This window comes from Achromobacter sp. SIMBA_011, from assembly GCF_046535435.1.
Lineage (GTDB): Bacteria > Pseudomonadota > Gammaproteobacteria > Burkholderiales > Burkholderiaceae_B > Achromobacter > Achromobacter dolens.
Genome location: NZ_JAWRWN010000012.1, coordinates 99,790 through 125,662, shown reverse-complemented (window position 1 = coordinate 125,662; position 25,873 = coordinate 99,790). Strand labels below are relative to the sequence as shown.

Here is a 25,873-nt window from a genome sequence, read left to right as displayed (position 1 = left end):
GCCTTCACAGCCCTGATCACACCATGCGGATCCTGCATACTCTCGGCGAAAAAAGCCTGGGCGGACTCGAATTCCGCACGCTCGACCAGGCCTGCTGGCTGGCGCGCCACGGCCACGACACGGCCATCGCCGCCCCCGCCGGCAGCGCCATCAACCTGGCGGCGCGGCAGCGCGGCATCGCCACCGTCGACATCAACTTCGACGCGCCCTATTCGCCGGTCACCGTGCTGCGGCTGCGGCGCGCCGTGCGGCGCCTGCACATCGACGTCATCGACAGCCACAGCCGCGCCGACGGCAAGACCGGCGCGCTGTGCCGCGACCTGTGCGCCGTGGTGCGCACACGCCATTTCGCCAAGCCCATGCGCAGCAGCGCACGCCGTCGCCTGGAATGGAAACTGGGCTGCGACCACGTGATCGCCACCAGCGCGGCCGGCCGCGACGCGCTGCTGGACGCCCGGCTGGCGCCGGCCGGCCGCATCAGCGTGGTGGGCGAGTGGGCCGGCGACGAATTCTTCCGCGCCACCGACAAGCAGGGCGTGCGCCGCCAGGTGCGGCGCGAGCTGGCAATGGGCCCGCACGATTACGTGGTCTCGACAATCGGCATGCTGCGCCCCGAGAAACGCCAGGCCGACCTGCTGCGCGTGGTGCTGCGGCTGCGCCGCAACGCCGTGCCGGCCACCGCGCTGGTGGTGGGCACGGCCACCGCCGACACCCAGGCGTACGCGAACGAACTGCGCATCCTGGCCGCGCGGCTCGGCATTGCCGAGCACGTGGTGTTCGCCGGCCACCGCGCCGACGTGGCCGACCTGATCCATGCCTCCGACGTGGTGCTGGTGCCGTCCGCCACCGAAGCCTGGTCGCGGGTGGTGCCGGAGTCGTTCGCGGTGCGCTGCCCGGTGGTGGCCAGCAATGTCGGCGGCCTGCCCGAGATCGTGCGGCCCGGCGACACCGGCTGGCTGGCCGAGCCGGGCGACATCGCCGGCTTCGCCGACCGCATCATGCAGATCCGCGCCGACCCCGCCGCCACCGCCGCCGCCGTCGCCCATGCGCGCGGCTACGCCGAATCGCACTTCCGCCTGGCCAGCCAGATGCAGCGCACGCTGGAGGCTTATGCGCGCGCCATGGCGCGCAGCCCGGGCGGCTGAGCCGCGCGCCTGCCGAGCGCCTCAGCCTCTCATGCTTTCGCAGGCCTGGGCACACGCGCGGCAAGTGTCGGCGCAGGCCCGCATCCCGTCGATGGCGTCACAACTGGCCGCGCAGTCCCGGCATACGGCGGCGCAGACCTTACACACCTGCGCATGATTTTCCGCGCCCAACAGCATCATGTGCGCCGATGTGCGGCACATTTCCGCGCAGGCCATCATGCTACGGAAATGGCCCGGCGCGACGTGTTGTCCTCCCGCCTCCAGGCAGTGCCCCATCGCCTCTTCCAGGCAGGTTCGGTAACAGTTCAGGCAGGCGTCGATGCATTCTTTCATGGCGTCATCCATGGCGTTTCTCCTGGTATCGCATCAATGAACGACACAAGGTCAGCAACCGCCATTCCCGCCTGCGCATCTGGCCCATCCCGGCCGCTACGGCCTGGCCGCAGCGGCGTCCGCCCCCTTGGCGCGGCGCGCTAGATGAAGCCGGCCGCCCGGAACATGCGTTCGTAGATCTCGCGGATGACCGCCTGCTTGCGCAGGTTGTAGTCGGCCACCCGGTCCACGCCCCGCACCGCGGCGTGCTTGGCCTGGGCATAGCGGTCACGGTCCTCGTCATGCGCGCGCAGCCAGTCGCGGAACATGCGATGGCGGATGTTCTCGGGGCAGTCCGGGGCGAACACATGCAGGTTGACGCGCGGCGCCGCCAATTGCAGGCAGCGATGCTGGTGCCAGGACGGCTCGCGGATCGTCAGCACGTAGCCCAGCGCCTCCAGCGCCGGCACGTACGCGGCCTCGTCGGCGGGGTCGGCCACCGCCACGTCGATATCCACCACCGGCTTGGCCGGCAACCCCGGCACCGCCGTCGAGCCCACATGATCGATGCGCAGCGCCGCCGGCCCCAGCGCCGCCGAGATCTCGGCGGCAAGGCGCGCATAGCGCGCGGGCCAGTCCGGGTCGTACGGCGCCACGGTCACCGCCTCCGGCGCCGGCTTGCCGCGCACCCATGGATCCTCGTCCGGATCCGAGTCGTAGTGCCGCATGATGTCTTCAGGCGTGGGCATTGCGAGTCCTTGAATAACGAACCGTTATTGTAGGAAGCCCGCGTCAGCGCGCGGGCAGGCCGTCCAGCCACGCCGCCATGTCATCGGCCACTTCGCCCATGCGGCTGACGCCGTCCGCGTCGCGCAGGCCATGGTCCAGCCGCGGATAGGCACGATAGGCGATATGGCGCTGCCCCGCGCGCCGCAGCTCCTCGACCATGCGTTCGACCGCCCCCGGCGACACCGAGGCGTCCCGTCCGCCCTGCACGATCAGCAACGGCGTGCGCACGCGCGCGAGCACCGCCTGTTGATCCAGCGCCAGCGCCTGCCGCCACCACGCATGGCCGTGGCTGCTGGCGACCAGGTCAGACGACGGCGTCTCGCGCAGGAACGCGGCGAACTCCCGGAACCCCGCCGCCGAGTCCGCCTTGGCCTCGGCGGGCGTATCGGCGGCCTCGATGGTGTGCAGCACGTCATCGAGGAACCAGCGCCCGCCGCCGTTGAAGGCGATGCTGGCGTCGACCGACCCGCCGCGCGCGGCCAGCAGGTTGGCCACCACCGCGCCTTCGCTGCCGCCCAGCGCCACCACGCGCCGGTACGCGCCATGGCGGCGGAGCAAAGCGATCACGGCCTCGTAGTCGCGCACGCGCTGGTCGAAGTCGTCATGCTGCAGGTACGCCCGCGGGCAATCGGCGCGGTTCTCGCCGTCGTCCTGCTGATACGGCAAGGCGGCATCGATGCCGTACTTGTCGACCGTCAACACATCGGCCGCCGGCAGCACCCGCCACAACTGCTCGCGGATCGCGCGGTTGTGGCGCACGCTGTTGCAGTCGGATCCCTGCATCACCACCAGCAGGCTGTCGGCGGTCCGCGCCGGATCTCGCTGCTGCAGGTAATAGGCGATCGACGAGCCGTCGGGGCGCGGCAAGCGGCCCTGCTCGAGCAATTGGGCGTGGACGGGCAGGCAGGCGGCCAGGGCGGCGGCGGCCGATAGCAGCGGGCGAATCCAACGCCGCCGCAAGCGCAGGCAAACCCGCGGCGTTTGCTTGATTTTTGTACCAGGCGTCATGCTGCGAAGGATACGCCACGTCCAGGCGTCCGAGTTTTCGCCCACGGCCGCCGCGTCAGGGCTGCGGTCGTCTGGACCGCGCCAACAATCCAGACGCATTGGCAAAACGCTGATCTTCACCCCGCCCATGAAGGCCAGCTTGCGGCGGTGGTGCGGGGTATCGCCGGCGCCTGACGATCTGGGCTACCAGGGAGGAAACATCAGGAACAGCCCGATCAGTAAAACGGCTGCCAATAGCCACATCAGGAACTTTCTGTTCTTCATGGCGAACTCCAAGAGTCGCTGGGCGGATCATAGCCCAGGCACCGGGCCCTCCCGCCGTGGCGGATTCGGGCACCGCGCCTGCGGCGTGCAGCAATGACGGCTCTGATCATTCCTCGCGTTGATCCGTCATCACGCTACCGTCGCCCAGTTCAGTACCCGTCACCGGGTCGGCAGCGGGATCCGACGCGGTACGGGCGACCATGGCCTGCAGCGCCATCGTTTCATCCTCGGTAAGACCTACCGATGCGAGCCCGTCTCCGTCGATTGCGCATTGCGCCTCGCGCTCAGACACGTAGGTGAAGTTCTCGTCGCTATTCCACGACCCACGCATATCGCCCTCGCCCTGCGACATATTGAAATAGACGTTCGCAAAGCTCGGATCGCCCGGCAGCTTGCCAGGAGGGAAGTTCGGCTCCATCGAGTACAGCGCCTTCTCGAACGAGCGCTGATGCGACACTTCACGCGTCATCAGAAAGCCCAGCGCCTCCTTGACGCCTGGATCGTCGGTCGCATTGATCAGCCGTTCGTAGATGATCTTGGCCCGCGCCTCGGCGGCAATGTTCGAACGCAGGTCTGCGGAAGGGTCGCCGATGGTATCGATATAGCCGGCGTTCCATAGCTGGCCGCCGGAGTTGACCAGGGCCGGGCCACCGCCGAACAAAAGCTGCGTCACGTGCGAATCGTTGCCCGGCCCGTTCAGGCGGCGATAGATCTCGGCTTCCGATTCGGTGGCCTCGGCCAGTACGCCCTTCGCGCCCTTGTTGAGCATGGCCACCATCGTACCGATAACTTCCAGATGGCTCAGTTCCTCGGTGGCGATATCAAGCAGCATGTCTTTTCGTCCCGGATCGTCCTCCGCCAGGGCCTGAGTGAAGTATCGACAGGCAGCCGCCAATTCCCCCTGCGGCCCCCCGAACTGCTCCAACAGCAAGTTGGCCAGCCCAGGATTCGTCTGCGCGACGCGCACGGTGTACTGCAAGCGTTTGTTGTGAGCAAACATGGTCATCTCCCGATTTCCCGTCCTCCATTGGCCGGGGCGGAACGGTGGAAGCAACTGCCATGCCGAAACCTGGGACTTTCCCAATTTTCTCAACGACATATATGGAGGCCGACCATGTTCGCTGCCCTTATCCGCTTCCTGGGAACGCTGTTCGACCATCAACCGTGACGGGCGCGGCCTTGGTGGCGCTACAACCGGCCGCTATAGGCCCGGATTTGTCGTTACCGCGTGCGATGGGCCACGCACGCCAACACGGCGGCAAGCCATCGACACAATGACAGGCGGGCGTCAGACGTGCTTACGCTACCGAGTAAGTGCTAACGTCGGCTCAATCATTCTAATAATTGCCATGTTAGCGACCCGCAGCCCGGCGTAAGCGCTTGATACTACGGATGATCCTGGCGCGGCAGGAGGGGCTCGAACCCCCGACCCCGGGCTTAGAAGGCCCGTGCTCTATCCAGCTGAGCTACTGCCGCGCGGTGTGTGACTGCCCGGAACCGGTCCGGGCGGCGCATTTTACCCTGTTGCGGACGGCCCGTGGCGCCGCCGGACCACGTGCTCCGGTTTATCAGTCGCGGGAACGGTTCATTCCTCGCCCAAATCGGCGTGGGTGGACACCCACAGCACCAGCGCGTCCTGCTTGCTCAGGCTGATCACCCGGTGGCCCATGCGGCTGTCGATATAGAAGCTTTCGCCCGCCTTCAGCCGAGCCGGTTCGTAGAACTCGGTGTACAGCTCGACCTCGCCCTCCAGCACGTAGACGAACTCCTCCCCGCCATGCCGGCTCCAGTCCTGGAATTCATCGAAGGAGCGCGCCTTGACGCGGGTATGGAACGGCATCATGCGCTTGTGCGACAGCGCGGTACAGAGCAGGCGGTGGTCGTAATACGGGGTTTCGTACTGGCGGCCCTCGCCCTGGCGGCTGAGGCTGCGGCGGCCGGTGCCCATGTGGGCGTCCGACGCGGTGAACAGTTCGGCCACGTCCAGCTCCAGGCCGGCGGCGATCTTGATCAGGTTGTCATAGGTGGGCGAGAGCAGGCCGTTCTCGATTTTCGAGAGCGTGGAGGTGGACACGCCGGTGGCCTGCGCCGCCTGCTTGAGCGTCCAATCGCGCGCCTGGCGCAGGGCTCGCAGCCGTTGTGCCAACACGCTCTGTTTGTTGCCTTGCATCTGTACACCCTGTCATGCCCGCGACTGCCGCTCCCGCCACCAATCGCGCGCCTGGTAAGACCAATATGTGAGTTGAACCGCCGCCGTGCCCAGCGCCCCGCCGTTCCACGCCAGTCCGAAGGGCTCGAACAGCCGGTAACGCTGGCTGTCACCGGAGATCCCTTCGGCCACGACACGGCCGCCGATGGCGGTGGTGTTCATGCCGTGCCCGCCAAAGGCCGTGCAATACCAGACGTCGGGCGCCAGCCTGCCGATCTGCGGCATCAGGTGCCGCGCGTAGGCCATGCGCCCGGACCACGCGGTCTCGACGCGCAACCCCTGCAACTGGGGATAGACGCTGAGCAATTCGCGGCGCAGGGACTCGGCCAGGTCGGGCGGATCGTCGACACGGGTGGTGATTCTACTGCCCCAGCCGATGCGTCCGCCTTCCAGTACCCGGTAGTAGTTGCCGGCGCGGCGGTCGTCGCCGATGGCGGCCTGGGTGCGGATGGCTTCGCGCACCCGTTCGCCCAGCGGCTCGGTCAGCATGATGTAGGTGGCGATCGGCAGCATGGCGCGCCGCAACGCCGGCACCACCCCATCGGTATAGCCGCCGGTGGCCAGCACCACGGTGCGCGCGTTGATCTCGCCAGCGGCGGTGCGCAATTGCTTGGCGGCCCCTTCCAGGCGGGCCTGGGTGACCGAGGAATCCTCGTGGATGCGCACCCCCAGCCGCGCGCACTCGCGCGCCAGGGCGCGGGCGTAGTTCAGCGGATGGAAGTGGAACGAGGACAGATCCTCGATGCCCTGGAAGTAGACGTCGGATACCAGCCGCTCGCGCACCTCGGCGCGGTTCAATAGCCGCACGTCGCGGCCGAAGTCGCGCCACTGGTCCTCGCAATAACGCCGCAGCGCGTCGCTGGCCTCGTAGCGCACCACCCGCAGGCGGCCGTCGACCTTGTGGGCGTCATCGATGCTCAGGTCGCGGATGTTGTCGCGGATGATCTCCACGCCCTCCATCGACAGCCGGTACAGTTGGCGGTAGTGATCCTCGTCGACGTGCTTGCGGATGGCGTCGGCGCCCGCCGAGAACGCCGGCGACACCGAGCCGCCGTTGCGGCCCGAGGCGCCCCAGGCGACACGGCGCCCCTCCAGCAGCGTCACGGCGCGGCCGCGGCGGGCCAGTTCCAGCGCGGTGGTCAGGCCGGCCAGCCCGCCGCCGACGACGCAGACGTCGGTCTCGGCCGCGCCCGCCAGCGGCGGGTAGCAGGTCTGCGCATCGCCCAGCGTGCGCTTGTAATAGGTGTCGATGTACTCGGTAGCCATGGTCGTGGGTCAGGGCCCGTGCGGGACTCTCGTCGGTGTGGGCGGGCCTAGTTCAGCCCGGCGCCCTGCAGCCCGCCGGTCAGGCGCTTCTCCAGCCAGGTGGCCAGGCGCAGCAGCGGGTAGCAGTACAGGAAATAGATGGCGGCGATCATGCCGTAGATGAACAGCGATTTCGCCGGGAAGGTGATGATGAAGACCTCGCCCTGCCGCGTCAGCTCGGTGATGCCGACCACCGACAGGATGGCGGTGCTCTTGATCAGCATGACGTAGACGCCGCTCATGGGCTGCACGATCAAACGCATGGCCTGCGGCAGGATCACCAGCCTCAGGATCTGCAAGGGCCGCAGGCCCAGCGTCATGGCGCCCTCGGTCTGGCCGCGCGGCACGGCGCGGATGGCGCCGGTGACGATCTCTGCCACATAGCAGGATGTGTAGACCGACAGCGACACGAACGCCGCCGTGCCCGAGTCCCAGTGCAGCAGCTCGATGCCGGTGCTGGGCAGCACGAAATAGAAGATATAGAGCTGCACCAGGAACGGCGTGCCGCGCAGCACGTGGATGTACAGCCCCAGCAGTTGATGCAGGCCACGGATGCGGTAGCTGCGGATCACGCCGATCACGAAGCCCAGCAGCGAGCCGGCAATGATCGCCAGGAACGAGATCTTGAGCGTCTCCCAGAAGCCCTTGAGCAGGAACGGCAGCACGACGCCGGCGGTGGACAGGTAGGAATCCAGCATGCTTACCTCGCGTTCCAGGCCGGACCGGCCAGCCACAGGCTCACGCCCCGCGACAGCATCAGCATCACGGCGTAGATCAGCAGGTAGCCGGCGGCGATGGTCAGGAAGCTCTCGGTAGGCACGATACGGTCGCTGTTCATCTGCACGCCCGCGGCCACCAGTTCGAACACCGTGATCAGCGACAGCAGCGAGGTGTCCTTGATCAACACCGCGGTCTGTCCCAGCAGCGGCGGCAGCGTGTTGGCGAAGGCCTGCGGCAGCACCACGTAGCGCAGGCGCTGGTGGTAGTTCATGCCGCAGGCCTTGGCGCCTTCGATCTGGCCGCGCGGCACCGACTCGATGCCGACGCGGATGATCTCGCTCATGTAGGCGGCGTGGTGCAGCGTCATCGCCAGGATGCCCAGCAGCATCTCGCTCCAGCCCTTGGCGCCGGGCACCAGCATCGGCACGGCGTAATACACCAGGTAGATCTGCACCAGCAGCGGGGTCGAGCGGATGAACTGCACGTAGCCCGCCACCGGCCGCCAGACCGCGGCGCGCGGCGACATGCGCGCCAGCGCCAGCGGCACGCCAGCCAGCACCGACAGCACCAGGCTGGCGCCGGCCGCGATCAGGGTATTGGCCAGGCCGGTGGCGAACTGGCCCGTGTACTGGCTGACGATGCGCCAGTTGTAGTAGTCGATCAGCCAGTCCATGCGGGTCCTGTCGGTCGGTGGTGGCGAAGGCGCGCGATCAGTGGTCTTTCTTCCATTCGGTCGAATACCAGTACTTGACCTGTTCCGGCAATGTGTTGTCGGCGGTCTTGAGCGTCTGCCAGTTGTCGAGCCAGAACTTCAGGCGGAAGGCATTGGGGCCGACGGCGAAGGCCAGCGGTTCGCGCACCATGATGCCGTCCAGCACCCGCAGGTTGCCGAAGTCCACCAGGAACTGGTTGGCGGTGGACAGCGACATGATGCCGGCGTCCAGGCGGCCGGAGGACAGCGCCTGGCCGACCGGCGCGCTGCCGCCGGAGAATTCCTTGAGGGTGGCCTTGGGCAGCATCTTCTTGCCGACCTCGGCGTAGGTGCTGGCGCCCAGCGCGCCGACGGTCACCCCGTCCTTGTCCAGTTCCGCATACGACTTGTAGGGCGAGTCCTTGGGCACCACGGCCACGGTGTCGGCGTAGAACATGGGCGCCGAGAACAGCACCTGGGCGGCGCGCTGCGGCGTCGGCGTCATGTCGGCGGCCACCATGTCGGCCTTGCCGGACAGCAGCGCCGGGATCAGGCCCTTCCACTCGTAGTCCTGCAGCACCAGCTTGACGCCCAGGTCGTCGGCCATGCGCTTGGCGACTTCGACCGCCAGGCCGGTGCGCTTGCCGCTCTTGTCCATGAAGCTCATCAGCGGGCCGGAGGTCTGCACCGCCACCCGCAGCTCGCCGCGCTTGATGATGTCCGACAGTTCGTCGGCGCGGGCAGGCTGCGCCATCGCGGTAACGGCCAGCGCGACGCCGGCGGCGCCCAGCCATTGTTTGATTTTCAGCATTTGCTTCCCCTTCAAGATGGATGACATGTGTCGTTCCGGGCGTACACCTGGTGCCGGCGGCGCCCGGTCAGGCCGGGCCGGCCCTGCTTGCTGCGTACTGCGATTGCTGCGTGATGCGGATGCGGCGTGCTGCGTGAAGCGAAGACTGCGTGATGCGCAAATACGAACGGCCATGCGGGCCGGCGCCGACGGCGCCGCCGGCCCGCTACAGGATCTTTTCCAGGAAAGCCCGGGTGCGCGCCTCTTTCGGCTGGCCGAAGACTTCAGCCGGCGTGCCGGACTCGACGACGCGGCCGGCGTCCATGAACAGGGCGCGGTCGCCCACGTCGCGGGCAAAGCCCATCTCGTGCGTCACCACCGCCATGGTCATGCCGTCGCGCGCCAGCGCGCGCATCAATTCCAGGATGCCGCCAACGGTTTCCGGGTCGAGCGCCGAGGTGGCCTCGTCGAACAGCATCAGTTTCGGGTCCATCGCCAGGGCGCGGGCGATCGCCACGCGCTGCTGCTGGCCGCCGGACAACTGGCTGGGATAGCGCGGGCCGAAGTCGGCCATGCCGACCCGGTCCAGCAGTTCCAGGGCGTAGAGCTCGGCCTGGGCGCGGTCGCGGCCGCGCACCACGCGTTGCGGCAGGGCCACATTGTCGAGCGCGGTGCGATGCTGGAACAGGTTGAAGTGCTGGAACACCATGCCGACCTCGGTGCGCCAGCGGTTGACGTCGGTGGCCGGGTCGGTCAGCGAGACGCCATCGACGCGGATGGTGCCGCTGTCGATGCGCTCCAGCCCGTTGAGGGTGCGCAGGAAGGTGCTCTTGCCCGAGCCCGACGGCCCCACCACCACCAGCACCTCGCCACGCTCCAGGCGGCAGTCGATGCCCGCCAGCGCCAGATGATCGGGCTGGCCTTCGCGCTGGTAGGTCTTGGTGACCGACTCGACTAGCAGCAGGGGTTCTGACACGCGCATCGCCTTCAAAAAAGGTTTCGCATTTCGCGCTGGAGTTTCGTATAGTAAATTTATTTCCAGAATCGCCACTTAGGCATAACCCTTAAGCGAAGGCTCGCCCCTTCGCCGGCATCTCCAAGGAACCGGTATGGACACGCCCCAAGACATCCTGCGCGCACTCGGCCTCAACCCCGCGACCCTGACCGGCGGCACGCTCGTCGCCCGCAGCCCGATCGACGGCACCGAGCTGGCCCAGGTCCACGAGCACACGGTGGCGCAGGCCCACGCGGCCATCACCCGCGCCCGCCAGGCCAGCCTGGCCTGGCGCGACGTGCCGGCGCCGCGCCGCGGCGAGCTGCTGCGCCTGTTCGGCGAAGTGCTGCGCCAGCACAAGCGCGAACTGGGCCGCCTGGTCAGCCTGGAAGCCGGCAAGATCCTGGCCGAGGGCGAAGGCGAGGTCCAGGAAATGATCGACATCTGCGACTTCGCCGTGGGCCTGTCGCGCCAACTGTACGGCCTGACCATCGCCTCCGAGCGCCCCGGCCACCGCATGATGGAAACCTGGCATCCGCTGGGCGTGGTGGGCGTCATCAGCGCCTTCAACTTCCCGGTGGCGGTGTGGTCGTGGAACGCCGCGCTGGCGCTGGTGTGCGGCAACGCGGTGGTCTGGAAGCCGTCGGAAAAGACGCCGCTGACGGCGCTGGCCTGCCAGGCGCTGTTCGCGCAGGCGCTGCAGCGCTTTGGCGACGCGCCGGCCGGCCTGTCGGAAGTGCTGATCGGCGGCCGGGACATCGGCGAGGCGCTGGTGGATTCGCACACCGTGGCGCTGGTGTCGGCCACCGGCTCGACCCGCATGGGCCGCCAGGTGGGCCCGCGCGTGGCGCAACGCTTCGGCCGCGTGCTGCTGGAACTGGGCGGCAACAACGCCATCATCGTCGGCCCCACCGCCGACCTGGACATGGCCGCGCGCGGCATCGTCTTCGGCGCCATCGGCACCGCCGGCCAGCGCTGCACCACCACGCGCCGCCTGATCGTGCACGAAAGCGTGGCCGACGATCTGCTGCAACGCCTGCACAAGGCCTACGCCAGCGCGCCCATCGGCAACCCGCTGGACGGCAAGAACCTGGTCGGTCCGCTGATCGACCGCGCCTCGTTCGACGCCATGCAGGCCGCGCTCAAGGCCGCCGGCGAACAGGGCGGCAAGGTCACCGGCGGCGAACGCGTGCTGGCCGACCAGTACCCGGACGCCTGGTACGTGCGCCCCGCCATCGCCGAGATGCCGGGCCAGACCGACGTGGTCTGCCACGAGACCTTCGCGCCGATCCTGTACGTGATGCGCTACAGCGACTTCAACCAGGCGCTGGCGCTGCAGAACGGCGTGCCGCAGGGCCTGTCGTCGGCCATCTTCACCAACGACCTGCGCGAGGCCGAGACCTTCCTGTCGGCCGCGGGGTCCGACTGCGGCATCGCCAACGTCAACATCGGCACCTCGGGCGCCGAGATCGGCGGCGCCTTCGGCGGGGAAAAGGAAACCGGCGGCGGCCGCGAGTCGGGCTCGGACGCCTGGCGCAACTACATGCGCCGCGCCACCAACACCATCAACTACTCGCGCAACCTGCCGCTGGCGCAGGGCATCAAGTTCGGCGAATAGGCCGCAAGGCGGGTGACATGAGGCCCGCGCGTCGCCGGCGATGCGCGGGCCTCGCCCATGTTGCAAGTCCTACATCCGATTAGCCTGGCTTACAAAATGTAGGCCGGGCCGATGCTACATTGCATCGTCACAGATTCCACCCGCCTCCCATGACTTCGTCCCGACGCATCGCCCTTCCCCTGCGCACCCTGACCGCCGCCCTGGCGCTGGGCCTGGCCGGCACCGCCGCCGCCGGCGTATCCTACCGGCTCGACCGTCCTTCGGCCGCCCCCGGCGACACCGTCACCATCGAAGCGGTGTATTTCAACGAAGGCAATGCCCGCGCCACCTGGGAGGCCCCGCCAGAGCTGGTGCTGCAATGGCGCGGCCAGGACGGCCAGATCGTGCGCAGCCTGGCCAAGCTGCAGGGCGACAAGGCTAATTACAGCGTGCCGGTCAACAATTTCGCGCGGATGGCGTGGACGGCCGTCGTGCCCGCCACGGCGCGCGGCTTGCAGGCGATCGCCATCGAAGGCCAGCCGGCGATGATGGCGCTGGACGCCACCGGCCGCGACAGCGGCACGCTGGCCAGCACGCCCGCGCAAGGCCCCGTGGTCGATCCGCGCACCGGCCAGCCCGTGCCGCCGGCAGTGGTCACAGCGGCCGGCGCGTCGCCCGAGGGCGGACCGGCGCCGGACACCGTGGCCGTCTCGTCCTACCAGCAATCGGCCTTCGATCATTTCCGCAGCGCGATCTCGGAATACAAGCCGGTGTACTTCGACATCGGCACCCGCGGCCAGACCACCGCGCGCTTCCAGATCAGCGCCAAGTACCGCCTGTTCAGCCCGTCCGGCAACCGCCCGGCGACCTGGGGCGAGAATTTCTACCTGGGCTACACCCAGACCTCGCTGTGGGACCTGCAGGGCGATTCCATGCCCTTCATCGACACCACCTTCAACCCCAGCCTGTTCTGGCTGTCCGACAACATGTGGCAGTCGGCGAACCAGAATTGGCGTCTGGGCATGAACACCGGCGTCGAGCACAACTCCAACGGCAAGGCCGGCGACGACTCGCGCTCGGTCAACGACGCCTACATCCAGCCGCAGTTCAACTACCGCTTCGACGGCGGCAGCACGCTGACCTTCGCGCCCAAGGTCAAGGCCTACTTCGGCGTGGCCAGCGAGAACTCCGACTACGCCGACTATGCCGGCCGCGTCGACTGGAACCTGCGCTGGGCGCAGGACAACGGCGCGGTGGTCTCGGCCATGTACCGCCAGGGCGACCAGCGCCGCCGCACCACGCAGCTCGACTTCGCCTGGCCGCTGCAGCGCACCTGGCTGAACATGAACGGCTACCTGCACCTGCAGTACTTCAACGGCTACGGCGAAACGCTGCTGGGCTACAACCAGCGCAACGAATCGCAGTTCCGCATCGGCTTGTCGCTGGTGCCTTGACGCCCGCGCCCGTCCCCGGCCGGGCGCCTTAGCGCGCCCAGCGCAGCACCAGCGGATCCAGCCGCCGCGCCACGTCCAGCAGGCCCTGCCGCACTTCCGGCCGCATGGCCGGGAACGGATGGCGCGGCGCGTCGCAGGCGATCACGCCGCCGGCCTTCATCAGCGCCTTGGCGGTCAGGATGCCGCCCTGGCGGTTCTCGTAGTTGATGAGCGGCAGCCAGCGCTCATACAGGCGGTAGGCGTCGTCGGCGCGGCCTGCGCGATGCGCCTCGATGATCGGCCGGATGCCGTCGGCGAAACCGCCGCCCGTCATGGAGCCGGTGGCGCCGGCGTCCAGGTCCGGCAGCAGCGTGATGGCCTCTTCGCCATCCCACGGCCCTTCCACCGCCGCGCCGCCCAGCGCGATCAGGTCGCGCAGCTTGCTGGCCGCGCCGGCGGTCTCGATCTTGAAGTACGACACCTGCGGGATCTCGCGCGCCATGCGCGCCAGCAGCGCGGCGGGCAGCGGCGTGCCGGCGACCGGCGCGTCCTGGATCATGATGGGGATGTCGATGGCGTCCGACACCTGCTGGAAGAACCCGATCACCTGCTCCTCGGAAACGCGGATGGTGGCCCCGTGGTACGGCGGCATGATCATCACCATGGCCGCGCCCTGCGCCTGCGCCCGGCGGCTGCGCGCCGCGCACACCCGGGTGCCGTAGTGCGTGGTGGTGACGATCACCGGCACCCGGCCGGCCACGTGCTCCAGCAACGTGCGTGTCAGCACCTCGCGCTCGTCGTCCGACAGCGAGAACTGCTCGGAGAAGTTGGCCAGGATGCACAGGCCGTCCACGCCGCTGTCGATCATGAAATCGACGGCGCGCTTCTGGCCCGCCAGGTCCAGCTCGCCCGCTTCGGTGAAGATGGTGGGCACCACCGGAAAGATGCCGCGATAGCGCGGCGCCGGCACAGTCGTCGTGATCATGGCGCTCACTCGATGATGTTGAAGTCTTTCAGGTATTCGGTCTTCAGGCTCAGGCCCAGGCCCGGCTTGTTGTCGTCCAGGTCGATGAAGCCTTCCCTGGCCACCGGCTCGCCGTCGAAGATGTAGTAGAAGAGTTCATTGCCCACTTCCACGTCGAACATCGGGAAGTACTCGCTCATGGGCGAGGCCAGCGTGCTCATGGTCAGGTGGTAGTTGTGCATCTGGCCGGCGTGCGGGATGACCGGCACGCTGTAGGCTTCGCACAGGGCATTGATCTTGTGGGCGGCGGTGATGCCGCCGACGCGGTTGGTGTCGTACTGCACCACCGACACCGCCTTGCGGTCCAGCAGTTGCTTGAAGCCATACAGCGAGAACTCGTGCTCGCCGCCCGAGATCGGGATCGAGGTGAGCTGGTTCAGTTCGGCATAGCCGTCGATGTCGTCGGCGATGACCGGTTCCTCCAGCCAGCGCGGCTCGAACTTCTCCAGCTTGGGCAGCATGCGCTTGGCGTATTCCAGGTTCCAGCCCATGTAGCATTCGAGCATCAGGTCGGTGTCGTAGCCGATCACCTCGCGCACCGCCTCGACCGACTTCAGGTTCTCCGACACGCCGCGCTGCAGGTGCGCCGGGCCGTAGCCGAAGCGCATCTTGAAGGCGGTGAAGCCCTGGTCCAGGTAGGTCTGGGCCTCTTCCTGCATGGCCTTGAGATCAGTGCGGTAGAGCTTGGAGTAATAGACCGGAATCTTCTCCTTGGTGCGCCCGCCCAGCAGCTTGAAGACCGGCTTGCCGACCGACTTGCCCAGGATGTCCCAGATCGCCAGGTCCACGCCCGAGATCGCCGCCATGGTCACGCCCTTGCGGCCCCAGGCATGGGTGGCGCGGTACATGCGCTGCCACAGGTATTCGTAGTCCCACGGGTCCTGGCCGATCACCAGCGGCGCCAGGTACTGGTCGATGATGGCCTTGGCCACCCGCGGCGCCAGCGCCACGTTGCCCAGCCCGACGATGCCGTCGTCGGTCTCGACCTCGACCACGGTCCAGCCATGGAAGCGGAAGGTGCTCATGGTTTCCTGCGGCGAATACAGCAGGTCCATGGCGTTGGAGCAGAAGTTACCTTGCGGCGGCACGGTCTTGCCGGTCCATTCAAAGACGCGCGCGCGGACGGATTTGATCTTCATGGGGATTCCTGCAAAAAATGGATCGAACGATGCGATGAATCGGAAGGAAAGGCCGCCTCAGGCCGCCGCGCGCGCGGCGCGGTGCGACAGGCCCATGCGGCAGGCGATGCGGAAAGCCTGCCAGGTGGCGTCGACGCTGGCGCGTCCCTGGCCGGCGATGTCGTAGGCGGTGCCGTGGGCCGGCGTGGTGATCGGGATCGGCAGGCCGCCCTGCACCGTCACGCCGCGCGAGAAGCCCAGCAGCTTGATCGCGATCTGGCCCTGGTCGTGGTACATGGTGACGATGGCCTGGAACTCGCCCGCCTGCGCCTTCAGGAAGATGGTGTCGGCCGGGAACGGGCCCTGCACCGGCAGCCCTTCCTGGTTCAGTTGGCGCACGGCCGGGGCGATGATGTCGACCTCTTCGCGCCCGCAGGTGCCGCCATCGCCGCCATGCGGATTGAACGCCGCCACCGCCACCCGCGGCGCGGCCACGCCGTTGGCCTGCAGCGACTGGTAGATCAGCCGCGTGGCGGCCTTGATGCCGTCGATGCTGAGCGCGGCGGCGGCGTCCTTGAGCGGAATGTGCGAGGACACGCGCGAGGTCCACAGCTCGCCCAGCGTGTTGAACTCGCAGAAGTAGCCCGTCACGCCCAGGTACTGCGCGAAGTGGTGCAACTCGTCATCGTGGCGCAGGCCGCCCTGCTTCATCGCGTGCTTGTTCAGCGGCGCGAAGCAGATGGCGTCGATGTGGCCGGCCAGCGCCGCGTCCATGCAGGCGTTTAGCACCCGCAGCACCGAGGCGCCGCCGGGCGCCTGCGCCTGGCCCAGGTTGACGTCCTCGCGCCGCACGGTATCCATCGCCAGCCACGCCGGCACGCCGGTATCCGGCCGCGTCCGCACGGCGTCGAAGCCGGCCACGGCCCGCGTGGCCACCTGCACCCCGGCCACCCGCTGGCCTTCGCGCCACAACCATTCATCGCCCACCAGCACGATGTTGGCCAGTTGCGCCGCCTCGGGCCGCGCCAACAGGCGCGCGATCAGTTCGGGGCCGATGCCGGCGGGATCGCCCAGCGTGAGGGCGATGACGGGTTTGGCGGCGTTGCGGTCGTTGCTCATGCTGTGCTTCATTCCACGGAGATATGGTTCTTCTTGATGATGCCGGCGTAGCGCTGGTTCTCGGCCTGGTGAAACTGCGAGAATTGCGCCTGGCTCATCGGATTGATGTCGGCGCCGATCGCCTGCAGGCGCGTCTGGGTCTCGGGAATGGCCAATACCGCATTGACCGAGTCATGCACGCGCTGCTGCACCGCCGCCGGCGTGCCGCTGGGCATGTAGATGCCGTACCAGGCGCTCATCTCGACGCCGCTGACGCCGGCCTCGGCCATGGTCGGCACATCGGGCAACTGCGGATTGCGCTTGGCGCTCAGCACCGCCAGCGCGCGCACCTTGCCGCTCTTGATGTGCGGGATGACGGAGGACGCGGTCTCGAAGGCGATCTGCACCTGGCCGCCCATCAGGTCGACCATGGCCGGGCCGCTGCCGCGATAGGGAATGTGCGTCATCTGCACGCCGGTGGCGTCCTTGAACAGCTCGGCGGCGATGTGCTGGGTGCTGCCCGAGCCACTGCTGGCGAAGTTGTATTCGCCCGGCTTGCGCTTGAGCAGCGCGATCAGCTCCTGCACCGATTGCGCCGGCAACTGGTTGTTGACCACCAGGATGTTCGGCACCGCGCCCACGAACACTACCGGCGTCAGGTCGCGGTCGTTGTCGTAGCCCAGCTTGAGCAGGTGCGGCGCGATCGCATGCGCGGTGGACACGCCCATCACCATGGTATGGCCGTCGCCCGACTTGGCCGCCAGGTCCGCCGCCAGCGTGTTGGACGCGCCCGGCTTGTTCTCCACCACCACGGTCTGCTTGAGCATCGGCCCAAGCTTGTCGGCCACGGCGCGCGCCATCGCGTCGGTGCCGCCGCCGGGGGCCGAGCCCACCAGCAGGCGCAGCGGCCGGGTCGGCCAATCGGCGCTCTGCGCCGGGGCGGGTGCGGCGGCGGACAGGCACAGCACGCCCGCCGCCAATGCGGCATAAAGCCGAGTCTTCATGGTTGTCTCCTTGGGGGCTTATGGCCCGTAGCGGGCTTTGTTATGCCTGCATCTTAGAAACAACCGCTGTTTCCGTAAAATGAAACTTTTGCACCAACCGTTCACTACAGGCGATCAATCATGGAACGCGTCCCGAACGTCCCCGCGCTGCTGTCGCGCCTGCGCATGCGGCAGATCGTGCTGCTGCTGGCCATCGAGGAACGCGGCACCCTGCGCGCCGCCGCCGCCCAGCTCAACATGACCCAGTCCGCCGCCAGCAAGATGCTGCACGAACTGGAACTGGCCATCGGCCAGCCGCTGTTCGAACGGGTCGGCCGCGGCCTGGCGCTGACCGCCGCCGGGGAATGCGTGATGGGGTATTTCCGCGGCATGCGCGGCACGGTCTCGTCGCTGGCGCGCGAGCTGGAGGAATTGCGCCTGGGCAGCGCCGGCAAACTTTTCATCGGCAGCATCATGGCCGCCTCGCCGGGCCACCTGACCGACGCCCTGCTGCGCCTGAAACAGACCTATCCGCTACTGGCCGTGGAGATCTCCACCGGCACCAGCGACCTGCTGATCGAACGGCTGAACGAGGGCAAACTCGACGTCGTCATCGGCCGCATGCTGACCCTGTCCGAACGCCATTACGTCTTCCGCCCCATCGGCGACGAGGCCCTGTCCGTCATCGCCGCCGTCGACCATCCCCTGACCCGCCGCAAGCGCATCGGCTTCGACGCGCTGCAGGCCTACCCCTGGATCCTGCAACCCCACGGCAGCCCCATGCGCGACGTCCTGGAACAGGAATTCCGCGCCCACGACACCGCCCTGCCCAAGGGCCTGATCGAGTCCGCCTCGATCCTCACCACCACCAACCTGGCCATGAAGTCCGACATGCTCGGCGTCATCCCCGACTCCGTCGCCAGCCGCTACGCCCGCCACGGCCTGCTCGCCATCATCCCCTACCAACTCCAGCACACCCTGACCGCCTTCGGCAGCATCATCCCCAAGGACCGCCCGCTAAGCGCGCCGGCCAGGCACTTCGTGGACCTGCTGCACGACACGGAATAAAGACGCATCACACCCAGGACAAATACCACCAGCCGCCAACACCCCAACACCGCCCCGACGCAACACACCGCGTAAGCCCCAAAAGGCCGCCCGCGCGGCCGACCTGGGGCGGGCCCCGCAAACCTCTCCATGCCCCCGCCGATCTGACAACGCGACACTCCAAGACGCTCGCAGCCCCTCGCGGCGGGCGAGTCGGTGGCGGGCAACCTCGATGCGCCCGAGGGAATCCGAAGGAGTCGCCGAAGGCGAGGACGAGGATGACAACGGGGCAGTCCGGAGCGAACGCTCCGGACCGCAATCGTGGGCGCCCGCCACCGACTCGCCCGCCGCGAGGGGCGACCTACGAAGCGAATCCCCAACAACGCCCCCACGAAGCACCCCAAAAAACCCACCTAAAGATCCGGATCCTCCTCCACCTTAGGCATCAAATAAGCCGTCAACGCACTCGACGCCCCCGCCATCCCCCAAAGCAAAAAGAACGACACCGTATAAAACCCCACCCGCCCCGTCGGCACATACCCGAACACCGCCACGTCCAACGGATCGATCAGCGCAAAGACAATCGCGCTGCCCACGGCCGCCGCCAGGAACGACGGCCACAGTATCCACATCAGCGATCTCAACCCCATGCCGCGCCTCCGGGAATCGTCAACGAACGCCGATCGCGGGCGGCGGCGTCGGCACCGTGTCCGCCGGCTCGATCACCAGGCCGCGCTTGACCACGCCTTCCTGGATCGGCTGATTGGCGAACTGCGTATAGGCCAGGTAGATCGTGATGGCGCAACCGATCACCGCCAGGAACGGCCCCGCCATCAGGAACCAGGGCCAGAATTCGCGGTACCAGGGTTTCACCGGCATCGGCGCGGCTACATGGGCAGTATTCATCGTCGGCATCCTTTATTCGGAATCACTCGGGGACATAAAAACTCGCGGCTTCATCGGTCTCGACCGGCCGGTTCTCCTGATCGTGGGCGCGGGCCCGCAGCGTGATCGGGTGCGCGCCCGGCTCGGCGCCGGCCGGGGCGCGGATCACCATCGGCACCAGCTTGTTGGCCGCCGGCTCCACGTCCACCACGTCCGACTCGCTTTGCCCGGCGCGCACCGCCAGCCCAGGCATGCCGTCGGCCGACAGCCGCAGCCGCAGCCGCGAATCCGAGGTATTGATGATCTGCAGCCGGTACACGTTCTCGATCATGCCGCCCGCCACCTCTCGACCCAGCGCGCCGCGATCGCGGATCACGTCCACCCGCAGCGGGTTGCGCATCGCCAGCGAGGTCACGAACGCCACCGCCAGCACCAGGATCAGCGAGCCGTAGACCAGCACCCGCGGCCGCAACAGGTGCGAGCGCGCGCTTTGCGTCGACAGCCCGTCCAGCATGGCGCGCTCGGACGTGTAGCGGATCAGCCCGGACGGATACTGCATCTTGTCCATCACCTGCTCGCAGGCATCGATACAGGCGCCGCAGCCAATGCACATGTATTGCAGGCCCTCGCGGATGTCGATGCCGGTCGGACAGACCTGCACGCACAGGCTGCAATCGACACAGTCGCCCAGTCCCGCGGCCTTGTGGTCGACCTTGCGCGAACGGCCGCCGCGCGGATCGCCGCGGCGCTTGTCATAGGTCACGACGAAGGTATCGGGATCGACCATCACGCTCTGGAAGCGCGCGTACGGGCACATGTACTTGCAGACCGACTCGCGCATGAAGCCGGCATTGCCCCAGGTGGCGAAGCCGTAGAACACCATCCAGAACCACTGCCACGGCCCAAGCTGCAGCGTGAACAGCTCGTGGCCCAGCTCGCGGATCGGCGCGAAGTAGCCGATGAAGGTGGAGCCCGTCCACCAGGCCAGCGCGATCCACAGGAAGTGCTTGGTGACCTTCAGGCGCGCCTTGCGCCAGGTCCAGGGCGATTCATCCAGGCGGATGCGGGCGACGCGGTCGCCTTCGACCTTGCGCTCGATCCACATGAAGATCTCGGTGTAGACCGTCTGCGGACAGGCGTAGCCGCAGAACAGCCGCCCCGCCACCGCGGTGAACAGGAACAGCGCCAGCGCCGAGATCACCAGCAGCACCGCCAGGTAGACCACGTCCTGCGGCCACAGCACCAGGCCGAACAGGTAGAACTTGCGCGCGCCCAGGTCGAACAGCACCGCCTGGCGGCCGTTCCATTGCAGCCACGGCAGGCCGTAGAAGATCAGTTGGGTGAGGAAGACGAAGGCGATGCGCCAGCGCGCGAAAATGCCGCTGACCGAGCGCGGATAGATCTTGCCGCGCACGTCGGCCAGGGTCTGCTCCAGCGTTTCCTGGCCAGGACGCGGCGGCCGCACGTGCGGCCGCCAGGGCGGCGGGTCGCCGCCAGGCGGACTGCTGACGCTTGCGGTTGACCCATCATCCATGTGCTGCTCCGTGCGGTAAGTCCATGCGATATGGGGGCTGCCGTCGCGGCGCGCCCCCACCTATGTGGCGATGCCTAGTTGGCCGAGGCGGCGGCCGAGGCCGGTTGCGGTTGCGCGTCCGGCTTGTTCGACAGGCCCCAGACCCATGCCGTCAGGATCTTGATCTGTTCCGGGGTCAGGATGTCGCCGTGCGCCGGCATGCGGTTTTCGCGCCCATCCAGGATGGTCTTGACGATGGTGGCTTCCGAACTGCCATAGAGCCAGACGTCATCGGTAAGGTTGGGCGCGCCCAGCGCCTGGTTGCCCTTGCCGTCGACACCGTGACAGGCCACGCAGAAATTGGCGAACTCGCGCTTGCCGCGGAACACCCGGACCGGGTCGGCCGTCAGGCCCGACAGCGAACGCACGTACTGCGCGATGTCGCCGGCGGTCTTGGGGTCGATGGCGGCTTTCCAGGGCGGCATCACGCCGATGCGGCCATGGGTGATGGTCTGCATGATGGCCTCGGGCGAGCCGCCGTGCAGCCAGTCGCTGTCGGTCAGGTTGGGGAAGCTGGGGCCGCCCTTGGCGTCCGAACCATGGCACTGCGAGCAGGTGTTCAGGAACAGGCGCTGGCCGATTTCACGGGCGCCCGGATCCGCGGCGATCTGCGGCACCGTCATGGTCTCGAAACGCGCGTAGATCGGGCGCACGGCCTCGGCCATTTTGGCCTGTTGCTGCGCCACCTCGTTGGCGCTGCTGTAGCCCAATTGGCCCTTGTACGAACCCAGGCCCGGCATGAAGAACAGGTAGCCCAGCGCGAAGGCGCAGGCCAGCAGGTACATCCAGGTCCACCAGCCGGGCACCGGGTTGTTCAGTTCGGTGAGGTCGCCGTCCCAGACGTGGCCCGTGTCCTCGACCTGGCCGTTGGCCGGCTTGGTTTTGAGCCAGCGGCGCTGCGTGTACAGCAGCCACACACACCACACCACGCCGCCCACGGCGACGATCGAGATGAAATACCCCCAGAAGCCATTGACGAAATCGCTCATGACCGATCCGCTCCATCTTGTTGTGCCGGCCCGAACTCATCGGGCAGCGCGAACGGCAGCATGGCCGATTCGCTGTTGGCATGCTGGCGGCCGCGCGAGCAGGCCCACCAGACGATGCCGAAAAAGGTTGCCATCGAAATGGCGGTGACGATTGCGCTCAGCAAAGCCATGATCAGCCTCCCGACGCCGCGGGTTGCGCAGCGGCGGGCGCCGGCTGCGCGGCCTTGCGGGCTTCTTCGGCCTTCTTGGCTTCTTCCGCCTTTTTGGCCTGCTGCGCCTTGCGCACGCCCACGCCCAGCCCCTGCAGGTAGGCCACCAGCGCGTCCTCTTCGGTCTTGCCCTCGATGGCCTTGGGCGCCGCGGCGATCTCCTCGTCGGTGTAGGGCACGCCCAGGGCGCGCAGCGCGCGCATGCGCTGCTCGACGTTCTGGCCGGTGATCACGGTCTTTTCCAGCCACGGATAGGCCGGCATGTTGGATTCCGGCACCACCTGGCGCGGATTGCGCAGGTGGATGCGGTGCCAGTCGTCGGAATAACGCTCGCCCACGCGCGCCAGATCCGGGCCGGTGCGCTTGGAGCCCCACAGGAAGGGATGGTCGAACACCGACTCCGAGGCCAGCGAGTACGAGCCGTAGCGCTGCACTTCGGCGGCCAGCAGGCGCACCTGCTGCGAGTGGCAGCCGACACAGCCTTCGCGGATGTAGACGTCGCGCCCCATCAGGCGCAGCGGGCTGTAGGGTTCGACCCCCGCCACCGGCTGCGTGGTGCTGTGCTGGAAAAACAGCGGCACGATCTGCACCAGGCCGGCGAAGGACACCACCAGAATGCTGGCGATGATCATCCAGCCGATGTTCTTCTCGAGTGTCTGGTGAGAGAAAAAGCCTTGTTGCTTGTTGGCCATGATGTCCTCGTCAAACGGTGGCCGGCGCGGGCGCGGCGACAGCCGGCGCGCGGGCGGTGTGGGGATCGTCCTGCGGGATGGCGGGGTTGACCGCCTGCGCGCCGCGCACCGTCTTCCACACGTTCCAGGCCATGACCAGCACGCCCGACAGGAACAGCGCCCCGCCCAGCAGACGGATCAGGTAGTACGGCACCCGCGTCTTGAGTTCCTCGACGAAGCTGTAGACCAGCGTGCCGTCGGCGGCGGTGTCGCGCCACATCAGGCCCTGCTGCACCCCGGCGATCCACATCGCGGCGATGTACAGCACCACGCCGATGGTGGCGATCCAGAAGTGCAGCTCGATGGCCTTGACGCTGTACATCTTTTCGCGGCCATACAGGCGCGGGATCAGGTAGTAGAGCGAGCCGAACGAGATCATCGCGACCCAGCCCAGCGCGCCGGAGTGCACGTGGCCGATGGTCCAGTCGGTGTAGTGCGACAGGGCGTTCACGGTGCGGATCGACATCATCGAGCCTTCGAACGTGGCCATGCCGTAGAACGACAGCGCGGTCACCATGAACTTCAGGATCGGATCGGTGCGCAGCTTGTACCAGGCGCCCTGCAGCGTCATGATGCCGTTGATCATGCCGCCCCACGACGGCGCCAGCAGGATCAGCGAGAACGTCATGCCCAGCGACTGGGTCCAGTCGGGCAGCGAGGTGTACAGCAGGTGGTGCGGACCGGCCCACATGTAGGTGAAGGCCAGCGCCCAGAAGTGGACGATGGACAGGCGGTACGAATAGATCGGACGGCCGGCCTGCTTGGGCACGAAGTAATACATCATGCCCAGGAAGCTGGTGGTCAGGAAGAAGCCGACCGCGTTGTGGCCGTACCACCACTGCACCATGGCGTCCTGCACGCCGGCGTAGGCCGAGTAGGACTTCCACAGCGTCACCGGCATCTCGATGTTGTTGAAGATGTGCAGGATGGCGATGGTGAGGATGTACGAGCCGAAGAACCAGTTGGCCACGTAGATGTGCTTGGAGCGGCGCTTGATGATGGTGCCGAAGAACACGATGGCATAGGCCACCCAGACCAGCGTGATCAGGATGTCGATGGGCCATTCGAGTTCGGCGTATTCCTTGCTGCTGGTGTAGCCCAGCGGCAGGGTGATGGCGGCGGCCACGATGACCGCCTGCCAGCCCCAGAACGTGAACGCGGCCAGCTTGTCACAGAAAATGCGGGTCTGACAGGTGCGCTGGACCACGTAGTACGAGGTCGCGAACAGCGCGCTGCCGCCGAAGGCGAAGATCACGGCGTTGGTGTGCAGCGGACGCAGGCGGCCATAGCTCAGCCAGGCGGTGTCGAAATTCAACTGAGGCCAGATCAGCTGCGCGGCGAGAAAAACGCCCACAGCCATGCCGACGATGCCCCAGACCACGGTCATGAGCGCGAACTGCCTCACGATCCTGTAGTTGAAGGTGTCGGCCTTGCTTGCGATTGCGGCGCAATCGTTCATCACCCTTCCCCCAAAACAAAAAGAAACAAGTAGCTCCAGGTTTCAATGATGGGGGGTCGCGGGTAAACCGGGGTTGATGTGCGTCAAACCCCATTGCTCGCGCAGGGGAACCCGCGGCGCGGCGGCAACGTCGCTGGCGCGGACGCCGGCCAAGGCCGGGCGGGCGGCCAGCGAATGGCCGCCGCGAGACGCCTGGGGAGATCGCGCGATCCTAGCCGCGCGAGGCCGGCCCGCTATCGTCGTCGCGCAGGATGGCGGTGCCGGCGTTGTCAGTGTCGTCGTATTGGCCGTTGAACACGGCCCACCACAGCGACACGCCGATCGCCAGCACGAACAGCAGCGACAGGGGCAGCAACAGGTAGAGGATGGTCATGGCGCGGCTTCCAGCGCGCCGTCGGGCGCCGGGCTGCCGGACCAGTCGCGGCGCGACAGCCGCCACGAGTTGTAGGCCACCGCCAGCGACGACAGCAGCATGGTGATGGCCGCCAGCCAGGGCGTGACCCAGCCGACCAGCGCCAGCGGCGTCATCAACAGGTGCCAGGCCAGCGAGCCATGCAGGTTCTGGCGCGCCTTGCGTTGCGCCTCGGCCAGCAGCGCGTCCAGCGCCGCGTCGGGCATGGACGGATGCGCCGCCAGCGCCGCATGGGCCGACGCCATGGCGGTGGGCACCGCCATCGACATGGCACAGGGACAGCTCATCACCAGCAGCGCCACCATCACCGGGATACTGTGGGCCGGGTCGATCCAGGCCCAGACCGCCGCCGCGCCCAGCGCCAGCGCCACCTGCGCCATGACGAAGCGCGAGGCCAGCCGGTCGGCGCCGGCGCCCAGCAGTTGGCGTTGCGCCTCGACCCGGGCGTGGCGCTGGCCGCCGGCGCTGCCGCCGAACGACTGGCGCGCGCACAGTTCCAGGTAGCGCGCCGTCAGCAGGAAGGCCACGAACATGGTGACCGAATCGAAATAGACCTCGCCGTGGCCGGTGTAGGTGGCATGCACGCTGGGAATGAAGGCGGCGACGATGCCCAGCGCCACCGGCACGTCCATGCCGGCGCGGCCCTGGCGCAGGTTGGCGCCGGCGTGGCGCCAGATCGGCCAGGCCGAATACAGCACCACCGGCACCGTCAGGGCCAGGCTGGCCCAGTTCATCAGCACGATGGCCCAGTCGAGCGTGTCCAGGGCGTCCTTGGGTATGCCCTCGTGGCGCAGGTAGCCGGGCCAGGCGAACATCATCACCTGCATCATCGCCAGCCACGCCAGCGACAGGCGCACCAGCGCATGCCGGCGCTGCTGGCGCTCGGCGTCGGACAGGGATGGCGGGACGGCGAAGATGGATTTTGCTCGCATGCGCCGATGCTACCCAGCGCCGCCGGCGCTCGCCTTGACCTGGATCAAGGCGCGCGGGGCGATTTGCCCAGGCACGGCGCGCGGCGGCCTTGCAGACTTGCCGTCCCACAAGCGCAAGCGCGGCATTGCCAGAGGATCCGCGAAAGCTCCCCTGGC

At 67.6% G+C, this 25,873-nt stretch carries 27 protein-coding genes and 1 tRNA gene; 4 read left to right on the top strand and 24 right to left on the bottom strand.

Features of this window, described 5'->3' with window-relative positions:
• Positions 1–23 precede the first annotated feature (23 nt).
• The gene (locus tag SB816_RS28040) at positions 24–1,145 is read left to right on the top strand and encodes a glycosyltransferase family 4 protein (protein ID WP_410547839.1); all 1,122 of its coding nucleotides are present in this window, start codon (positions 24–26) and stop codon (positions 1,143–1,145) included.
• 21 nt (positions 1,146–1,166) lie between these two features.
• Here SB816_RS28040 and SB816_RS28035 read toward each other — a convergent pair whose 3' ends face one another.
• From SB816_RS28035 to SB816_RS27985, 11 genes are all read right to left on the bottom strand, one after another.
• Complete coding sequence (locus SB816_RS28035; protein ID WP_410547838.1) at positions 1,167–1,490, bottom strand: four-helix bundle copper-binding protein; 324 nt, start codon at positions 1,488–1,490, stop codon at positions 1,167–1,169.
• Positions 1,491–1,618: 128 nt separating this feature from the next.
• A complete protein-coding gene (locus tag SB816_RS28030) occupies positions 1,619–2,206 on the bottom strand; it encodes a GrpB family protein (protein WP_410547837.1) in 588 nt (195 codons plus the stop codon).
• Positions 2,207–2,249: 43 nt separating this feature from the next.
• Complete coding sequence (locus SB816_RS28025; RefSeq protein WP_410547836.1) at positions 2,250–3,206, bottom strand: alpha/beta hydrolase family protein; 957 nt, start codon at positions 3,204–3,206, stop codon at positions 2,250–2,252.
• A gap of 418 nt (positions 3,207–3,624) precedes the next feature.
• On the bottom strand, positions 3,625–4,518 hold the full coding sequence (locus tag SB816_RS28020) for a manganese catalase family protein (RefSeq protein ID WP_144654606.1): 894 nt from the start codon (positions 4,516–4,518) through the stop codon (positions 3,625–3,627).
• A gap of 399 nt (positions 4,519–4,917) precedes the next feature.
• Positions 4,918–4,994 (bottom strand) — tRNA-Arg (locus tag SB816_RS28015).
• A 109-nt stretch (positions 4,995–5,103) separates the two neighbouring features.
• Positions 5,104–5,688, bottom strand: coding sequence for a helix-turn-helix domain-containing protein (locus SB816_RS28010; RefSeq protein ID WP_049072794.1), 585 nt, complete (start codon positions 5,686–5,688; stop codon positions 5,104–5,106).
• A gap of 12 nt (positions 5,689–5,700) precedes the next feature.
• Entirely contained in the window at positions 5,701–6,993 is a 1,293-nt protein-coding gene (locus SB816_RS28005; protein WP_410547835.1) for an NAD(P)/FAD-dependent oxidoreductase, read from the bottom strand.
• Between the two features lie 47 nt (positions 6,994–7,040).
• Complete coding sequence (locus SB816_RS28000; protein ID WP_049072792.1) at positions 7,041–7,730, bottom strand: amino acid ABC transporter permease; 690 nt, start codon at positions 7,728–7,730, stop codon at positions 7,041–7,043.
• Between the two features lie 2 nt (positions 7,731–7,732).
• Complete coding sequence (locus SB816_RS27995; protein WP_054503196.1) at positions 7,733–8,425, bottom strand: amino acid ABC transporter permease; 693 nt, start codon at positions 8,423–8,425, stop codon at positions 7,733–7,735.
• A gap of 37 nt (positions 8,426–8,462) precedes the next feature.
• Positions 8,463–9,254, bottom strand: a complete 792-nt coding sequence (locus SB816_RS27990) for an ABC transporter substrate-binding protein (protein ID WP_343718970.1) — start codon at positions 9,252–9,254, stop codon at positions 8,463–8,465.
• Between the two features lie 205 nt (positions 9,255–9,459).
• Positions 9,460–10,215 (bottom strand): amino acid ABC transporter ATP-binding protein, encoded by a 756-nt coding sequence (locus tag SB816_RS27985; protein ID WP_410547834.1) that lies wholly within the window; start codon positions 10,213–10,215, stop codon positions 9,460–9,462.
• 127 nt (positions 10,216–10,342) lie between these two features.
• On the opposite strand from SB816_RS27985, the gene SB816_RS27980 reads away from it, so the two are divergent.
• Complete coding sequence (locus SB816_RS27980) at positions 10,343–11,845, top strand: aldehyde dehydrogenase family protein (RefSeq protein WP_410547833.1); 1,503 nt, start codon at positions 10,343–10,345, stop codon at positions 11,843–11,845.
• Between the two features lie 149 nt (positions 11,846–11,994).
• Positions 11,995–13,278 (top strand): phospholipase A, encoded by a 1,284-nt coding sequence (locus SB816_RS27975; protein ID WP_395756861.1) that lies wholly within the window; start codon positions 11,995–11,997, stop codon positions 13,276–13,278.
• A gap of 28 nt (positions 13,279–13,306) precedes the next feature.
• On the opposite strand, the gene SB816_RS27970 is transcribed toward SB816_RS27975, so the two are convergent.
• From SB816_RS27970 to SB816_RS27955, 4 genes are read right to left on the bottom strand one after another with little or no spacing between them, the layout of a single operon-like run.
• Positions 13,307–14,242, bottom strand: coding sequence for a dihydrodipicolinate synthase family protein (locus SB816_RS27970; protein ID WP_410547832.1), 936 nt, complete (start codon positions 14,240–14,242; stop codon positions 13,307–13,309).
• Positions 14,243–14,247: 5 nt separating this feature from the next.
• A complete protein-coding gene (locus SB816_RS27965; protein WP_070781012.1) occupies positions 14,248–15,420 on the bottom strand; it encodes an L-rhamnonate dehydratase in 1,173 nt (390 codons plus the stop codon).
• A 57-nt stretch (positions 15,421–15,477) separates the two neighbouring features.
• Positions 15,478–16,518, bottom strand: coding sequence for a 4-hydroxythreonine-4-phosphate dehydrogenase PdxA (locus SB816_RS27960; protein ID WP_054503202.1), 1,041 nt, complete (start codon positions 16,516–16,518; stop codon positions 15,478–15,480).
• An 8-nt stretch (positions 16,519–16,526) separates the two neighbouring features.
• Complete coding sequence (locus tag SB816_RS27955; protein WP_410547831.1) at positions 16,527–17,501, bottom strand: Bug family tripartite tricarboxylate transporter substrate binding protein; 975 nt, start codon at positions 17,499–17,501, stop codon at positions 16,527–16,529.
• Between the two features lie 120 nt (positions 17,502–17,621).
• On the opposite strand from SB816_RS27955, the gene SB816_RS27950 reads away from it, so the two are divergent.
• Positions 17,622–18,548: a LysR family transcriptional regulator gene (locus tag SB816_RS27950; RefSeq protein ID WP_054503204.1), complete on the top strand. Its 927-nt coding sequence runs from the start codon at positions 17,622–17,624 to the stop codon at positions 18,546–18,548.
• Between the two features lie 392 nt (positions 18,549–18,940).
• Here the strand turns inward: SB816_RS27950 and SB816_RS27945 are convergent, their stop codons facing one another.
• The 9 genes from SB816_RS27945 to SB816_RS27905 form a co-directional block, all read right to left on the bottom strand.
• Positions 18,941–19,177, bottom strand: a complete 237-nt coding sequence (locus tag SB816_RS27945) for a hypothetical protein (RefSeq protein ID WP_026383281.1) — start codon at positions 19,175–19,177, stop codon at positions 18,941–18,943.
• Between the two features lie 19 nt (positions 19,178–19,196).
• Positions 19,197–19,433, bottom strand: a complete 237-nt coding sequence (locus tag SB816_RS27940; protein ID WP_054503205.1) for a FixH family protein — start codon at positions 19,431–19,433, stop codon at positions 19,197–19,199.
• 22 nt (positions 19,434–19,455) lie between these two features.
• Positions 19,456–20,946 carry a cytochrome c oxidase accessory protein CcoG gene (gene ccoG, locus SB816_RS27935; protein ID WP_410547830.1) on the bottom strand — a complete coding sequence of 497 codons (1,491 nt, stop codon included), beginning with the start codon at positions 20,944–20,946 and terminating at the stop codon, positions 19,456–19,458.
• Positions 20,947–21,020: 74 nt separating this feature from the next.
• Entirely contained in the window at positions 21,021–21,974 is a 954-nt protein-coding gene (ccoP, locus tag SB816_RS27930; RefSeq protein WP_054503207.1) for a cytochrome-c oxidase, cbb3-type subunit III, read from the bottom strand.
• On the bottom strand, positions 21,971–22,147 hold the full coding sequence (locus SB816_RS27925; RefSeq protein ID WP_080977556.1) for a cbb3-type cytochrome oxidase subunit 3: 177 nt from the start codon (positions 22,145–22,147) through the stop codon (positions 21,971–21,973). Before SB816_RS27925 ends, ccoP begins: the two co-directional genes overlap by 4 nt.
• On the bottom strand, positions 22,147–22,875 hold the full coding sequence (gene ccoO, locus SB816_RS27920) for a cytochrome-c oxidase, cbb3-type subunit II (protein WP_054503208.1): 729 nt from the start codon (positions 22,873–22,875) through the stop codon (positions 22,147–22,149). Before ccoO ends, SB816_RS27925 begins: the two co-directional genes overlap by 1 nt.
• A gap of 10 nt (positions 22,876–22,885) precedes the next feature.
• A complete protein-coding gene (ccoN, locus tag SB816_RS27915) occupies positions 22,886–24,373 on the bottom strand; it encodes a cytochrome-c oxidase, cbb3-type subunit I (RefSeq protein ID WP_116792114.1) in 1,488 nt (495 codons plus the stop codon).
• Positions 24,374–24,584: 211 nt separating this feature from the next.
• Positions 24,585–24,746, bottom strand: coding sequence for a cbb3-type cytochrome oxidase assembly protein CcoS (ccoS, locus tag SB816_RS27910; protein ID WP_006390533.1), 162 nt, complete (start codon positions 24,744–24,746; stop codon positions 24,585–24,587).
• Positions 24,743–25,717: a membrane protein gene (locus SB816_RS27905; protein WP_049072778.1), complete on the bottom strand. Its 975-nt coding sequence runs from the start codon at positions 25,715–25,717 to the stop codon at positions 24,743–24,745. Before SB816_RS27905 ends, ccoS begins: the two co-directional genes overlap by 4 nt.
• Positions 25,718–25,873 lie beyond the last annotated feature (156 nt).